Here is a 13,962-nt window from a genome sequence, read left to right as displayed (position 1 = left end):
AATCGTCATGTTTCATGGCCCGCCGGGAAGCGGGCCTGAAATGAGCTTATTTCAAAACGGTAAAGCCTTGCTTTTCGAAGAAAGGCGTCGCTTTCGCGGACTTCAGGAAATCCAGATAGGATTTTGCCGCCGGCGATTTCGCCTCGGAAAGAACGGCAACCGGATAGATGATCGGCGGATGGCTTTCTTCCGGGAAGGTGCCGACAATCTTCACGCCCGGGTCGGCGGCAGCATCGGTCTGATAAACGATGCCATAGGGCGCTTCACCGCGCGATACGAGCAGGAGCGCTGCGCGCACGCTTTCTGCGCCGGCCACTTTGCTCTCCACCGAGGACCAGACGCCGAGTTTTTCCAGTGCTGCCTTGCCGTATTTGCCGGCGGGAACGGAGTCGACTGCGCCCATGGCGAGGCGACCATCGCCGACCAGTCCGGCGAGATCGAAGCCCTGCTTGATGTCGACTGTCTTTGCCTTGTCGGCGGGAGCGACGAGAACGATGCGGTTGCCGAGCAGATTGGAGCGGCTTGCACTATCGATCAATTTCTTGTCGGCGACATAGTCCATCCATGCAAGGTCTGCGGAAATGAAGATATCCGCCGGCGCACCCTGCTCGATCTGCTTGGCGAGGGCGGAGCTTGCGGCGTAGGAAACGGTCGCTTCGTTGCCGCTTTCCTTTGCCCATTCGGCATTGATGGCATCAAGCGCGTTTTTCATGCTCGCGGCTGCAAAAACCGTGACTTTTTCGGCGGCATGGGCGGGAACGACCGCAAAGGATGCCGCCATCCAGAAGGATGTCGCCGCGGCGATGGTTTTGAAGAAGTTGCGACGCAAGAGTGTCATGGTGTGTCCCCCGGGTTCGAGATATCCTGATGAATATATCGATAGGCCTATAGGGCAATCATTATATTTTCAAGAATATATCGATGCCGAAGAAAAAGCCGCCTTCACTGGCGGCTTTCGGTTTGGGAATCAGAAGCGTTCACCAGCGAAATGAGCGATCTGGGCGCCCGCCTCGTAATAGGCTTCCTTCACCGCACGGAAGGCCTGCGCTTTCGGCTCCGTCAGGGGCAGGGGTAACTCGTTCTCAGGGATGTCGCCAAGAATGTGGTGGGCAATCACCTTGCCGAAGGCCGTGCCGGGTGCGATGCCCCGGCCGTTATAGCCTGAAAAACCGACGACATTTTCCGCGAATTTATGGAAGCGCGGCACGGCATTGTCGGTCATGCCGATCTGGCCGTACCATTCGCACTCGAATTGCGCCTCGCCGAGTTGCGGAAAAAGACGCTTCAGGGATCGTTTCGCCCAAGCGCGGTGAATGGTGGCCCCCGGGCCGCGCAAGGCGCCGACGCTGCCGAAGACCAGCCGGCCGGCCTTGTCCATGCGGAACGATGACAGGATTTCCTTCGTATCCCAGCAGCCTTCGCGGCCGGGCAGAATGCTCTTTCGCACATTGTCGCTGAGCGGTCTGGTCGCGAAGTTGAAATAGGGCAGGTAGGTCTGCTCGTCACGGACGATCTGCCATGGCCCGGTACTATAGGCCTCCGTGGCGACGACGATCCAGTTTGCGGTCACCGACCCTCGAGCCGTCCTGACCACCCATTTTCCGCCGCTGCGCTCGGTTGCCACGACGGGGCTTGCGGTGTGCAGCCGCGCGCCGGCTTTCTGTGCGGCGGCAGCCAGTCCGCGTACAAAGGCAAGCGGCTGAAGCGTGCCGGCGCGCGTATCGAAAAGCGCGCCGGAATAGGCGGTGCTGCCGGTGCGTCTCGCCGTTTCGTCAGCATTTAGGACGCGGACAGGCGCCCCCCTCGCTGCCCATTGTTTGCAGCGCTCGCGAATTTCGCTGAGCCCTTTCTCACCGACGGCACAATGGAGCGTGCCGTTCTTTTCGATCTCGCAGGGGATCTCGTGTTTTTCCACCAGTTCACGCACAAGCAATGGCGCATCGCCGAGAAGACCGAGAAGCCGTTCCCCATAGGTCTCACCCAGTACGCCGGGGAGCTCCTTTGGCATGACCCACATGCCGCCATTGATGAGGCCGACATTGCGACCCGCGCCACCAAAACCAATTTCTTTTGCTTCGAGAAGAACGACGTCCACACCCTTTTCCGCAAGATGAAGGGCGGCGGATTGTCCGGTGAAGCCGCCGCCGACAATCACGACATCGGCAACCGCAGCGCCTTCCAATGCGGGCGTTACCGGCGGTTGCGGCGCGGTCTTTTCCCAGAGACCGTGCGAGCGGGGATCATTATACATCGTTCCACCATTTCCCGGGCGAGTTCATTTGTTTTTCGTATGAGTGGCAAGCCCTTGTTTATGAGACTTTACAAGCTGCAACTCCTGTTGAATATCGACATATCGTCAAGAGTTCATTCCGTGAGGGAATATGGTTCTTCCGCCGCGCCGCTTTTTGCCGTCGCTTTCGCTTCTGGCGGCTTTTGAAGCCGCTTCGCGCACCGGCAGCGTGACCGCCGCCGCAAGGGAACTTGGCCTGACGCAAGGGGCGGTCAGCCGGCAAATCCTGGCACTTGAAGAGCAGCTCGGTGTGGCGCTGTTTCTGCGCGAACGGCAGACGATCCGGCTCACCCGGGCGGGAGAAGGTTATGCGCGGGAAATCCGTGAGGCGCTGCGGCGCATTTCGACGGCCTCGCTTAATCTGCGCGCCAATCCGGATGGCGGCACGCTCAATCTCGGGGTTCTGCCAAGTTTTGGTACGCGCTGGCTGGTGCCGCGCCTGCCCGATTTCATCGCCAGTCATCCGGGTGTTTCGGTGAATCTTCTGACGCGGTCATCGCTATTCGATTTCCGAACCGATACCGTCGATGCCGCGATCCATTTCGGGTTGCCGCATTGGCCGGGAACCGAACTTGTGTTTCTGATGCATGAAAAAGTCGTTCCGGTATGCAGCCCGGCTTTCAGGCAGCGCCACGGGCTTTCACAGCCGGCTGATCTGCTGCATATGCCGCTCTTACACATGACGACCCGGCCGGATGCCTGGGAGCAATGGTTTCGCAGCCATGATGTGCGTTTCGACAATGTGCATGGCATGCTTTTCGATCAGTTCACGACGATTGCCGAGGCGGCGAGCGTCGGCGTTGGGGTATCGCTCATTCCTTCCTTCATGATCGAGGAGGAATTGCGAAGCGGCCGGCTTGTTGCGGCGGTTGCGGGGGAGGTGCAGAGCGAAGAGGCCTATTATCTCGCCTGCATGCCGGATCGCGCCGGGTATGCGCCGCTTGAGAGTTTCCGAAGCTGGATCGTTGCGCAGGCCGCTGCCGGGACAGGCGGTGGCGGATGAGACTTTTCGGCGTAAACCTGTGGGCGGTCTTGCAAGACCGGCGCGGCTAAGCCAATAGTGCGCCATGACGTGTGGCCAACAGCGCCATGCACCGCAAGTTCCAATACGGGAGATGTCCGTGAAGCCCATTTTTGTTCAGCTTCAATGCGAGCCCGGCAAGACCTACGATGTCGCCGATGCCATCTATAAAACGGAACTGGTTTCCGAGCTTTATTCCACCAGCGGCGAATATGATCTGTTGCTGAAAATCTATCTTCCGCAGGAAGAGGATATCGGCAAGTTCATCAACCAGCACATCGTCAATATTCCGGGGATCGTTCGCTCGCTGACGACGCTGACATTCACCGCGTTCTGACGCGCGTTTCGAAATCACACGCTCGGCACTGATTCTGCGCCTGTGACGGGAATTCAGGCGACGCGTGTCTGCGTGGTGGAGAGACCTTTCCAGCCAAGGACTTGTGCTGGCTAGATTCCTTGTTGACGAGCACAGGAATGGGAGAGGTGGGAGCTTCGAGAGCGCACGCTTGGAGTTTGGCACTCTAATTCGGATTTGGAAAAGCCATTTCAACTCAGCGCCGGGCGTATTGATACACCCAGGATGGTCTCTGACAGACCAGTAGACGAATTGTCAGGCAAGATAAAAGCGCGCCATCGACCCGATATTCGGGATCCGATATGCGGCGCGCTCTGGTTTTGACGGGGCTGCGAGCGGACGAGATTTTTCCCGCATCAGGCGACTGCAGCCAGGTTCCGGTTGCGCACGAGATCGCGAATTGCAATCCGCACGTCGTCTGCGCTGTCGAACTTCTGCTCGTCCAGATCGTGAACGTGGAACTTCACCGCGATGAACTTCAGCCGGTCGTTGTCCGGTATGACGATGCCGACGGGTTCGCCAGCGAATTCAATAACTTGCTTTTGCATAGATATACTCCCGCTGTGGCTCATTAACACAGCATGTTGTCGAACTGATTTTCAGGAAATTGAGACCGTCAGGTCACATTCGACAGCAGCGGGAACACGTGGATTTAAATCCAGCATTCCAGGACTCAAGACCAAGGATTGCGTTGATGTTGATATATTTTGACATGACACACTCCCTGTATTGGTGTTGGCCCAGAATCAGGAGACTCGTTCTCCAGTTCCACACTGATAATCCAGACCACCACTAAAATCAATGCTGATTGTTATAGGTAGAATATTTTTCTTTATGATGACAGGAGAGGGGCTGAAATGTGAAATTTTTGTTTTCGCTCGAGGCCGTCGCAAAAAGCCCGGCGCGGCGGGCTTTTTATGCCTGTTTTAATCGCCGCCAGATGCAGGCGGTGGGTAAATATGATCGTTTCCGTTGAAATCAGAGACGGAATAACAGCCATCGCGGGTTTTTTCGGCCGCATTTCTGCCGATCGTGGCCTTGCCGTGGCCGCCCGGTATGTCGAGAACATAGGTCGGCTGGCATAGACCGGAGACATGTCCGCGCAGGGCGGAAACGATTCGCTGGCCCTCCTCGATCGTCAGCCGGAAATGGCTGGTTCCGGGCGCAAGATCGGGATGATGCAGGTAATAGGGTTTGATCCGGGTTTCGACAAAGGCACGCATCAGATCGGCCAGAACTGCCGGATCGTCGTTGACGCCCTTCAGAAGCACTGTCTGGCTGACCATGGCGATGCCGGCATCGATCAACCGTGCGCAGGCGCTTCGGGCTTCCTGCCCGAGTTCGCGCGCGTGATTGGCGTGCAGGGCGACATAGGTGGTCTTGCCGCTGGCCTTCAGCGCCTCGATCAGTGGCCCGTCGATGCGGTCGGGATCGACGACCGGCACGCGGGTATGGAAGCGGACGATCTTGACGTGCTGTATGTCTTTCAGCCGCTTCATCAGATCGGAAAGGCGTCGCGGGGAGAGCACCAGCGGATCGCCGCCGGTGAGGATGACCTCCCAGATGGCCGGGTTGGCTTTTATATAGTCGAATGCGGCGTCCAGCTCTTCCGGGCTCATCATGCCGTTGCCCTGCGGCCCAACCATCTCGCGACGGAAACAGAAACGGCAATAGACGGGGCAGACATGCACTGCCTTTAAAAGAACCCGGTCGGGATAACGGTGAACGATGCCATGGACGGGACTATGGGCATCATCGCCAATCGGATCGTCCCGCTCCTCGGGGAGATGGACGAGTTCCGCGGCATCCGGCACGAATTGCCGGGCAATGGGGTCTTGCGGGTCCCGGCTGTCCACCAGTCCGGCCATTGTTGGCGTGATGGCGAGCGCGTAACGCTGCGTGACCGCACGAAGGCTCTCGAGCGCCTCGGTCTTGATAAGCCCGGCTTCGAGAAGCGCTTCAGGTGTCTTGATAGTTTCAAGTCTTGTCATCGACCATATTCCGCGACGGGTGCCCACATGACGAGATCGATGCGGGGCGCCCCGGTTGCCAGCATTACCAGCCGGTCGAAGCCGAGTGCTATGCCGCTAGCCGGCGGCATGATCGCCAGTGCTGCGAGAAAATCCTCGTCCAGCGGATATGTCTCGCCGTAAACCCGCTGCTTCTCGGCCATCTCCATTTCGAAACGCCGTCTCTGCTCGGCAGCGTCGGTCAATTCGCCGAAGGCATTGGCAAGTTCCACGCCGCAGGCATAAAGCTCGAAACGTTCCGCCACCCGCGCATCATCAGGCGATTTGCGGGCAAGAGCCGCTTCGCAGGTCGGATATTCGTCAAGAATGGTTGCCCGGCCAAAGCCCAGTTCCGGCTCCACCCGCTCGACAATCACGCGGCTGAACATATCCGCCCAGGTGTCGTCATCGGCGACGCGAATGCCGGCATTGGTGAGGCTTTCGGCGAGATGCCGTTCGTCCGTTTCACCGTTCCGGCCGATGGTCGCGAGAAGGTCAATTGCCGCATAACGCTCGAAGGCTTCGGCAACGCTCAGGCGTTCCGGTTCGAGGAACGGATCGACGCTGCGGCCACGATAGGTAAAGTTTTTCGTCTTGGCGGTCTCGGCGGCCAGCCCAAGAAGGTCGGCGCTGTCCGTCATCAGGGTCTCGTAGGTCTCACCGACCCGATACCATTCCAGCATGGTGAATTCCGGGTGGTGCAGGGGGCCTCTCTCCCGGTTTCGGTAAACATGGGCGAAACAGAGGATGCGTTCTTCACCGGCCGCGAGCAGCTTCTTGCAGGCAAATTCCGGCGAGGTGTGGAGATAGAGCGGAGCGCTGTCGCCGGCTGATGTCAGGCCCTGGGTGGCGAAGGCGTGCAGATGTGCCTCGTTGCCGGGGGAAATCTGCAGCGTGGCGGTGTCGACTTCGAGAAAATCGGCGCACGCGAAATGGCTGCGAAACGCCGACTGGATCGCATTGCGTCCAAGCAGGAAAGCGCGGCGGTCTGCGTGAACATCGGGCGTCCACCATGGCGACATTGTCTCGTTGTTCGAGCCCATTTCTCTTTTCTTTTCCGTCTTCCCTGCGGGCCCTGTTGCGGATAAACGGCCCGCAAAACGCCTGATCGCATCATTTAAAGCAATTCCGGGCGGAAAACCGCTAGGCACTCTTTCGCGAATTGCTGTAGAAGGCTGGCAATTCGCGCGGATTTAAGGTAGTTGCGCCCCAGAAAAAAGACAAAACGTCTGCCGGGGCCGGTGCTGCCGCGCAGTCCTTTACGACGCATTTCATCGAGTTACAAGGAAGTCATATGGTCAAGGTTATCGCCTCATCCGTCCGCAAGGGCAATGTTCTCGACGTGGACGGCAAGCTTTACGTCGTTCTTACCGCGCAGAACTTTCACCCCGGCAAGGGCACGCCGGTCACGCAGGTAGACATGCGCCGCATCGTTGACGGCGTGAAGGTCTCCGAGCGCTGGCGCACCACCGAGCAGGTCGAGCGCGCTTTCGTCGAAGACCTGAACTTCCAGTTCCTTTATGAAGATGGCGAAGGCTTCCACTTCATGAACCCGGAAAACTACGATCAGGTTGTTGTCGACGTCGACACGATGGGCGACCAGAAGGCCTATCTGCAGGAAGGCATGACCTGCGTTCTTTCCATCCACGAAGGCAATCCGCTGGCTGTCGAACTGCCGCGCCACGTAACGCTGGAAATCATGGAAACGGAACCGGTTGTGAAGGGCCAGACGGCTTCTTCTTCCTACAAGCCGGCAATCCTTTCCAACGGTATCCGCACCATGGTTCCGCCGCATATCGATGCCGGCATCCGCGTGGTCATCGCGACGGAAGACAATTCCTACGTCGAGCGCGCCAAGAGCTGAGCCTGATGGCTGGTTAAACAAAAAGCACCGGGTGACCGGTGCTTTTTTTATGCCCTGAATAACAAAAAGCCCGCGTCGAAAGACGCGGGCTTTTTGTTTGCCTTTTTGGGCCGTTCTTACATGCCCTTCGCGGCGGCCACGGTCGGGCCGGCTGACTTCTTCGGGGCTGGCTGTCCAACGGCATAACCGCCACCGAGAGCCACGTTGAGCGAGACATAGTCCTGCGCGGTCGTCTGGATCGCCGTAGCAAGGTTTGCCTGCGCGTCCGAGACCGAGCGCTGGGCATCCAGAACGTCGAGCAGAGACGATGCACCATCGCGATAGCTGGCGGTCGAGAGCTGCAGTGCTTCCTGGTAGGAGGCGACGGTCTTTCTCAGAGCGTCGACGGTGCGCTGGTCGCGATTGATGGCGGCCAGGGCGTTTTCGACTTCTTCCACCGCGTTGAGAACGGTCGCCTTCCAGACGAGATATTGCTCGCGTGCCTGTGAGTTGGCGATGTCGACATTGGCGCGGAGTCTGCCACCGTCGAGGATCGGAAGGGTGAGGCTCGGACCGAAGGACCAGCTATTGGCCGTTCCCCTGCCGCCGCCACTCAGGAAATTGTAGCTCGGGGTGATCGCGCCACCAAGCTCGATGCTCGGATAAAGTTGCGCCTCGGTTACACCGATCGTGGCGACCGCAGCGGCGAGATTACGTTCGGCGACGCGGATGTCCGGACGGTTGCGGATCAGGTCAGCCGGAATGCCGGTGCGGGGCACTGCGCGGGCAACAGGCTGGCGTGCACCCTTCTGAAGTTCAGCGATGAGCGACGAGGCCGGCATGCCGAGCAGGGTCGCGATGCGATGCGCGGCCTTGCGGAAGCTGGTTTCGAGGCCGGGGATCTGTGACAGCGTGGAATTGACCAGACCTTCGGACTGGACGACATCGAGGCGCGAGGCGGCACCCGCTTCGAGCTGCAGCTTGGTCAGATCGAGCGTTTCACGGCGTGAGCCCAGGTTTTGGCGGGCAATCGCCAGACGTTCCTGATAATAGCGCACGTCGATATAGGCAGCGGCGACGGATGAAATCAGCGTCAGACGCTGAACGTCGACGGTGGAGTAAGCTGCATCGAGCGACGCATTGGCGCTTTCCGTTGCCCGGCGATAGCGGCCGAAGAGGTCGAGGAACCAGGAAACGCTGAGGCTGCCGGAAGACACGTTGGTGACGGGAACGTCACGATAGCTGCCCTTGGTCTCGCTGGTCGTGTGGCTGCCACTGCCCGTCAGGCTCGGCAGGCCGCCGGCGCCGTCCACGATCACCTGGGCCTGCGCCTGATTGATGCGCTCGATAGCCTGCATCACGGTGAGGTTCTGTGCGAGGCCGGTGGAAACGTAACCGTTCAGACGGCTGTCGTTGAAAGCAGTCCACCATGCAACGCTGCTGATGTCGCCATTACTGGTTTTTCCGGCTTCCGCAAACTTTCCCGGCAATTGGATTTCCGGCGTCTTGTGGTCGGGTCCAACAACACAGCCTGAAAGCAGCAGCATTGTCAGGGGAAGAGTAGCGCGAATAGACAGCATATAGTTTTCCCAATTCTCTGGTTGGCTTACCGAGCGCGGCTTGCTGACAAATGGGCTGCGCGGTCGATATGCCGTAGAAACGTGCATTTGCCAAATCGGCAACATTTCTAGCAGCGTATTAACGGTTGGCACAGCCCATTTTTGTTTTGTTAACGCCTTGAAAGGCGACGAATGATGACGAAAAAGGACGGAACGAAGAAAATTCCGAGCAGTGTTGCAGAAAGCATACCACCCAGCACCCCGATGCCGATTGCATTTTGCGCGGCGGAACCTGCCCCGGTTGCAATCGCCAGAGGTACGACACCGAGGATGAAGGCGAGCGATGTCATGATGATCGGACGCAGACGAAGCTTCGCCGCTTCCAGTGTCGCTTCCAGCAGACTCAAGCCGTGCTCCTGCCGTTCCTTGGCGAATTCGACGATCAGGATCGCGTTTTTCGCGGCAAGGCCGATTGTCGTGAGCAGGCCCACCTTGAAGTAGACGTCGTTCGACTGGCCGAAGAAATGGGCCGCGGTCAGAGCACCGAGGACGCCCACCGGCACGGCCATGATGACCGAGAAGGGGATCGACCAGCTTTCATAAAGGGCGGCAAGGCAGAGGAACACGATCAGAACCGACAGCGCATAGAGCATCGGAGCCTGTGAACCCGAAAGCCGCTCCTGATAGGAGATGCCCTGCCATGCCACGGTGTAACCGCCCGGCAGGCTCGCCGTCAGGCGTTCCATCTCGTCCATCGCATCACCGGACGCGACACCCGCGCCGGCGGTGCCTTCAAGCGAGATCGCACCCGTGCCGTTGAAACGGGCGAGAGACGGCGGCGCATTGACCCATTTCACCTCGCTGAAGGAGGAGAAGGGCACCATTTCGCCGCTGGTATTGCGGGCATACCAGAACTTCAGGTCGTCCGGCTGCATACGATAAGGCGCATCACCCTGGACATAGACCGGCTTGAGTTCACCGTTGAGGGTGAAGTCGTTGACATCCCGGCCGGCAAAGATCGTCGACAGCATGAGGTTCACGGAGGAAAGATCGACCCCCATGGCTCCCATCTTTTCCTGATCGAGAATGATCTTCATCTGCGTTTCGTTGTCCTGGCTGTCGCTTCTGAGCGAGCTGACCTTCGGATTGCTGGTCGCAAGCGCGATCAGCTCCTTGGACGTGGCCGTCAGTGCCTCTGTGCCGTTACGGCCGCTATCCACGAGATACATCGAGAAACCGCTCGATGTGCCCATGCCCTGAATGGCCGGCGGCAGAAGCGGGAACACCTGCGCATCGCGGAAGCCGAAGAATGTGCCCATCGCACGCTGCACGATGGCGGCTGCGTGCTGGTCCGGTGCGGTTCTCTCGGCGAAATCCTTGAGCTTGGTGAAGACGATGGCGTTGTTCTGGCCGGAACCGCTGAAGCTGAAGCCCAGAACACCGAAAACCGATTCGACATTGTTGGCTTCCTTTTCACGGAAGTAGTTTTCGACCTGCTTCACCACCTCGTTGGTGCGTTCGATATTCGAACCCGTCGGCGTCTGAATGATCGTCAGCAGCACACCCTGGTCTTCCTGCGGCAGGAACGAGCTGGGCAGCTTGGAAAAGAACCAGGCGCAGCCGCCGATCACGATCGCGAAAATAATCATCACGCGCAGAGGCCGCTTCAGCAGGTAGCCGATGGAGGAAACATAACCGTCCGTCGTCTTGCCGAAGCCGCGGTTGAACCAGGCGCCCGGTCCGCGCTGCTTCTTGTGATGGTCGATCGGCTTCAGCATCGTGGCGCAAAGCGCCGGCGTCAGAACGATGGCGACCACTGCCGAAAGCAGCATGGCCGAAACGATGGTGATCGAGAACTGGCGATAGATGATGCCGGTCGATCCGCCAAAGAATGCCATCGGAATGAACACGGCCGTCAGCACGAGCGCGATGCCGATGATCGCGCCGGTGATTTCACCCATCGATTTTTCGGTTGCCTCGACCGGCGACAGGCCCTCTTCCGACATGATGCGCTCGACGTTTTCGACAACAACGATGGCGTCGTCGACGAGAAGGCCGATGGCCAGAACCATGGCGAACATGGTGAGCGTGTTGATGGAATATCCTGTCAGTGCAAGCACGCCGAAGGTGCCGAGAAGCACGACGGGAACCGCGATCATCGGAATGAAGGTGGCTCTGAGATTTTGCAGGAACACCAGAAGCACGACGAAGACGAGAATGATCGCCTCGATCAGCGTATGCACCACTTTCTCGATCGATAGCTTCACGAAGGGTGTCGTGTCATAGGGATATTCGATCGAAACCCCCTCGGGCAGCGAACCCTCGACGGCGGAAAGCGCCGACTTTACACGCGCTGCCGTATCGAGCGCGTTGGCGCCCGTGGCGAGGTTGACCGCGAAACCGGCAGAGGGACGGCCGTTCGAACGGGAATCGCCACCATAGGTTTCCTGGCCGATTTCGATGCGGGCCACGTCGCTCAGGCGAACGGTTGCGCCGTCTTTCTCGACTTTCAGGATGACCGATTCGAAATCGGCAACGGTGGTGAGCTGGCTCTGTGCCGTCACCGTCACGTTCAGCTGCTGGCCCTTGACGGCGGGTACGGCGCCAAGTGAACCGACCGAAACCTGGGTGTTCTGGCTTTCGATCGCGCTTGTCACGTCGGCCGTGGTCAGCTGGTACTTGTTGAGCTTGAACGGATCCAGCCAGATACGCATCGCATATTCGGAACCGAAGACGTTGATGCTGCCCACGCCTTCGAGGCGCTTGATCTGGTCTTCGACACGCGAGGAGAAGACGTCGCCGAGATCGGCCGAATTGCGCTTGCCGTCGGTCGAGATAAGCGCACCCACCATCAGAATGCTCGATGTGGAGCGGCTGACCTGGATACCCTGCTGCTGCACGGTATCGGGCAATTGCGACTGGACCAGCTGCAGCTTGTTCTGCACCTGAACCTGCGCGATGTCAGGCATGATGCTGTTGCCGAAGGTCAGTGTCACTTCGGCGCTGCCGGTGGAGGATGACGAGGTCATATAGGTGAGGTCGTCAAGGCCGGTCATGCCGTCCTCGATGATGGTCGTCACCGATTTCTCGACGGTCTCGGCGCTCGCGCCATTATAGGTCGCGCTGACGCGTACCGTCGTCGGGGCAATATCGGGATATTGCGAAATGGAAAGCGTCCAGATCGCAAGGGCGCCGCCCAGCATGATGACGATGGCGATAACCCATGCAAACACGGGGCGCCGGATGAAGAAATGGGCCATGGCAGTCCTGCCTTACCTTTTACGAGCTTCGACCGAGGGTTTCGTGCTCATGCTTATTTCGTGGGGGCGGCGGCAGGCTGAGCTTGCTGCGGCAGAACGACGATACCGCGATCGTCGATGGTCACTTCAACCGGCGCGACCGTCGCACCGTCGGCAATCCACTGGAAACCGTCGACGATGAGCTTGTCGCCATCCTTGATGTTCTCCGTCACCAGCCAGGCATTGCCCGACTGCTGGCTGGACGGGAAAGTGCGGGTTTCCACCTTGTTTTCCGCCGAGACGAACTTTGCGGTCAGTTCGCCATTGGCGTTGCGGCTTGCCGCGCGCTGCGGAATGCGGAAACCCTTTTCCTTGCCGATGGTCAGCGTGGCGCGGACATAGGTGCCGGGAAGCAGGAGATCGTCCGGGTTCTCGAAGAGAGCGCGGATGGAGAAGGTGCCGGTGGTTTCGCTCACCGCCATGTCCGACATGTCGATCTTGCCGTCATGTTTGTATTCGGTGCCGTCTTCCAGGGTCAGGTGAATACCCGTTTCCTTCGTATCGCCGCCGAGCTGGCCCGACGAGATCGCCTTTTTCAGACGCAGGAGATTGATGCTGGATTCCATCAGATCGATATAGATCGGATCGATGCGGCGCAGCGTCGTCAAAGCCGTCGTCTGGTTTGCCGTCACGACGTTGCCGATGCTGAAGGCGGTCGCGCTGGTAATGCCGTCAAAGGGCGCGCGGACCTTGGTGAGATCGAGGTTGATTTCAGCCGTTTCCAGCGCCGCCTTGGTCTGGGCCACATCGGCCTGAGCCTGTAGCAGCGTCACCTTGGCGTTTTCATATTCGATCTGCGTTGCGCCGCTGTTGACCAGCCGCTCGTAACGGGCAAGGTTCGCCTCGGCGCTTGGAACGCTTGCTTCGGCCTTCGCCACGCTTGCCTTGGCCTGTGCCACTTCCGCCAGATAGGTGTTGTCCTCGATCTGATAGAGAACATCGCCCTGCTTGACCTCGCTGCCTTCCTTGAAGGGAATTTCGCGGATGATGCCGGTGACGCGCGGACGGATTTCCGCCGTCTGGAACGCGCTGGCACGGCCTGGAAGAACGGTGGTCAGGGGATATTCACTGGTCTTCATCAGGATGATGCTGACCGGAGAAGGTGGGCGCTCGGCGCCCTGGCCAGCGGCCTGGCCGCTCTCGCCGCCATCGCTGCATCCCGCCAGAACCGCGGTTACACACAGAGAAGCAAATAGGGGTAAAATACGTCGGCTCATTGTTCTTCCCTGCGTATGGGTCGCATTCAACTTTAAGCGCAATGTCGCTCGGCGGATGCGCGTCCCGGAAACAGACACGACAGGCGAAGGCCTTACAGGGACCCGATTCGCTCATTCTGTCCGGACCGCCAAGCGCATAGAAGCGCAGGCTTTAGCGCTTCGCAAGCAATTGCGAGAAGGTGACGTAAATTGGGAATCGTCACTTAGCAAGCGGATTGCGCAATCCCGCATCGATTAAATCGACGAGTTGATCGCAACGTGTTGCTAAATTGCCGATGTCTTCCCGTGCCAGGAGGACGGGATGGATTACGCTTGTAAGCGCGTGGAGCACGGTGTTCGACAGGGGCGGAATATCGGCGGGGGCATAGA

General features: G+C 59.0%; 12 protein-coding genes (1 of these 12 cut by a window edge). 3 read left to right on the top strand and 9 right to left on the bottom strand.

The window, feature by feature from the left end; translation table 11 throughout:
- Positions 1 to 46: 46 nt before the first annotated feature.
- Both modA and FY152_11125 read right to left on the bottom strand, forming a co-directional pair.
- Complete coding sequence (gene modA / locus FY152_11130) at positions 47 to 838, bottom strand: molybdate ABC transporter substrate-binding protein (protein UXS32614.1); 792 nt, start codon at positions 836 to 838, stop codon at positions 47 to 49.
- Between the two features lie 129 nt (positions 839 to 967).
- Positions 968 to 2,251, bottom strand: coding sequence for an FAD-binding oxidoreductase (locus tag FY152_11125; GenBank protein ID UXS32613.1), 1,284 nt, complete (start codon positions 2,249 to 2,251; stop codon positions 968 to 970).
- Between the two features lie 130 nt (positions 2,252 to 2,381).
- Here FY152_11125 and FY152_11120 point away from each other — a divergent pair, with 130 nt between their 5' ends.
- Both FY152_11120 and FY152_11115 read left to right on the top strand, forming a co-directional pair.
- Complete coding sequence (locus tag FY152_11120) at positions 2,382 to 3,293, top strand: LysR family transcriptional regulator (protein UXS32612.1); 912 nt, start codon at positions 2,382 to 2,384, stop codon at positions 3,291 to 3,293.
- Between the two features lie 118 nt (positions 3,294 to 3,411).
- On the top strand, positions 3,412 to 3,648 hold the full coding sequence (locus tag FY152_11115; protein UXS32611.1) for an Lrp/AsnC family transcriptional regulator: 237 nt from the start codon (positions 3,412 to 3,414) through the stop codon (positions 3,646 to 3,648).
- 374 nt (positions 3,649 to 4,022) lie between these two features.
- On the opposite strand, the gene FY152_11110 is transcribed toward FY152_11115, so the two are convergent.
- The 3 genes from FY152_11110 to genX form a co-directional block, all read right to left on the bottom strand.
- The gene (locus FY152_11110) at positions 4,023 to 4,214 is read right to left on the bottom strand and encodes a hypothetical protein (GenBank protein ID UXS32610.1); all 192 of its coding nucleotides are present in this window, start codon (positions 4,212 to 4,214) and stop codon (positions 4,023 to 4,025) included.
- Between the two features lie 378 nt (positions 4,215 to 4,592).
- On the bottom strand, positions 4,593 to 5,657 hold the full coding sequence (locus FY152_11105) for a lysine-2,3-aminomutase-like protein (GenBank protein UXS32609.1): 1,065 nt from the start codon (positions 5,655 to 5,657) through the stop codon (positions 4,593 to 4,595).
- Positions 5,654 to 6,718, bottom strand: a complete 1,065-nt coding sequence (gene genX, locus FY152_11100; protein ID UXS32608.1) for an EF-P lysine aminoacylase GenX — start codon at positions 6,716 to 6,718, stop codon at positions 5,654 to 5,656. The genes FY152_11105 and genX overlap by 4 nt, the downstream gene beginning before the upstream one ends.
- Before the next feature lie 251 nt (positions 6,719 to 6,969).
- Between genX and efp the strand changes: the two genes are divergently transcribed.
- On the top strand, positions 6,970 to 7,539 hold the full coding sequence (efp, locus tag FY152_11095; protein UXS32607.1) for an elongation factor P: 570 nt from the start codon (positions 6,970 to 6,972) through the stop codon (positions 7,537 to 7,539).
- Between the two features lie 116 nt (positions 7,540 to 7,655).
- Here efp and FY152_11090 read toward each other — a convergent pair whose 3' ends face one another.
- The 4 genes from FY152_11090 to FY152_11075 all read right to left on the bottom strand — a co-directional run.
- Entirely contained in the window at positions 7,656 to 9,098 is a 1,443-nt protein-coding gene (locus FY152_11090) for an efflux transporter outer membrane subunit (protein UXS32606.1), read from the bottom strand.
- A 149-nt stretch (positions 9,099 to 9,247) separates the two neighbouring features.
- Positions 9,248 to 12,337: an efflux RND transporter permease subunit gene (locus FY152_11085; GenBank protein UXS32605.1), complete on the bottom strand. Its 3,090-nt coding sequence runs from the start codon at positions 12,335 to 12,337 to the stop codon at positions 9,248 to 9,250.
- A 53-nt stretch (positions 12,338 to 12,390) separates the two neighbouring features.
- The gene (locus FY152_11080) at positions 12,391 to 13,593 is read right to left on the bottom strand and encodes an efflux RND transporter periplasmic adaptor subunit (protein ID UXS32604.1); all 1,203 of its coding nucleotides are present in this window, start codon (positions 13,591 to 13,593) and stop codon (positions 12,391 to 12,393) included.
- 199 nt (positions 13,594 to 13,792) lie between these two features.
- Positions 13,793 to 13,962: the final stretch of a TetR/AcrR family transcriptional regulator gene (locus tag FY152_11075; protein ID UXS32603.1), read on the bottom strand. 490 nt of this gene lie beyond the right edge of the window; only the last 170 of its 660 coding nucleotides appear in the window; its start codon lies beyond the right edge, outside the window; it ends in the stop codon at positions 13,793 to 13,795.

It is taken from the genome of Agrobacterium tumefaciens (genome assembly GCA_025560025.1).
Classification (GTDB): Bacteria; Pseudomonadota; Alphaproteobacteria; order Rhizobiales; family Rhizobiaceae; genus Agrobacterium.
Note: the sequence above shows the minus strand (reverse complement) of the source record. Positions and strands in the feature narration are given on the sequence as shown.

Coding starts and splice junctions, on each gene's coding strand:
- genX (UXS32608.1), bottom strand. CDS start 6,718: ATGGGCTCGAACAACGAGACAATGTCGCCATGGTGGACGCCCGATGTT.
- modA (UXS32614.1), bottom strand. CDS start 838: ATGACACTCTTGCGTCGCAACTTCTTCAAAACCATCGCCGCGGCGACA.
- FY152_11085 (UXS32605.1), bottom strand. CDS start 12,337: ATGGCCCATTTCTTCATCCGGCGCCCCGTGTTTGCATGGGTTATCGCC.
- FY152_11120 (UXS32612.1), top strand. CDS start 2,382: ATGGTTCTTCCGCCGCGCCGCTTTTTGCCGTCGCTTTCGCTTCTGGCG.
- FY152_11105 (UXS32609.1), bottom strand. CDS start 5,657: ATGACAAGACTTGAAACTATCAAGACACCTGAAGCGCTTCTCGAAGCC.
- FY152_11110 (UXS32610.1), bottom strand. CDS start 4,214: ATGCAAAAGCAAGTTATTGAATTCGCTGGCGAACCCGTCGGCATCGTC.
- FY152_11125 (UXS32613.1), bottom strand. CDS start 2,251: ATGTATAATGATCCCCGCTCGCACGGTCTCTGGGAAAAGACCGCGCCG.
- FY152_11090 (UXS32606.1), bottom strand. CDS start 9,098: ATGCTGTCTATTCGCGCTACTCTTCCCCTGACAATGCTGCTGCTTTCA.
- FY152_11080 (UXS32604.1), bottom strand. CDS start 13,593: ATGAGCCGACGTATTTTACCCCTATTTGCTTCTCTGTGTGTAACCGCG.
- efp (UXS32607.1), top strand. CDS start 6,970: ATGGTCAAGGTTATCGCCTCATCCGTCCGCAAGGGCAATGTTCTCGAC.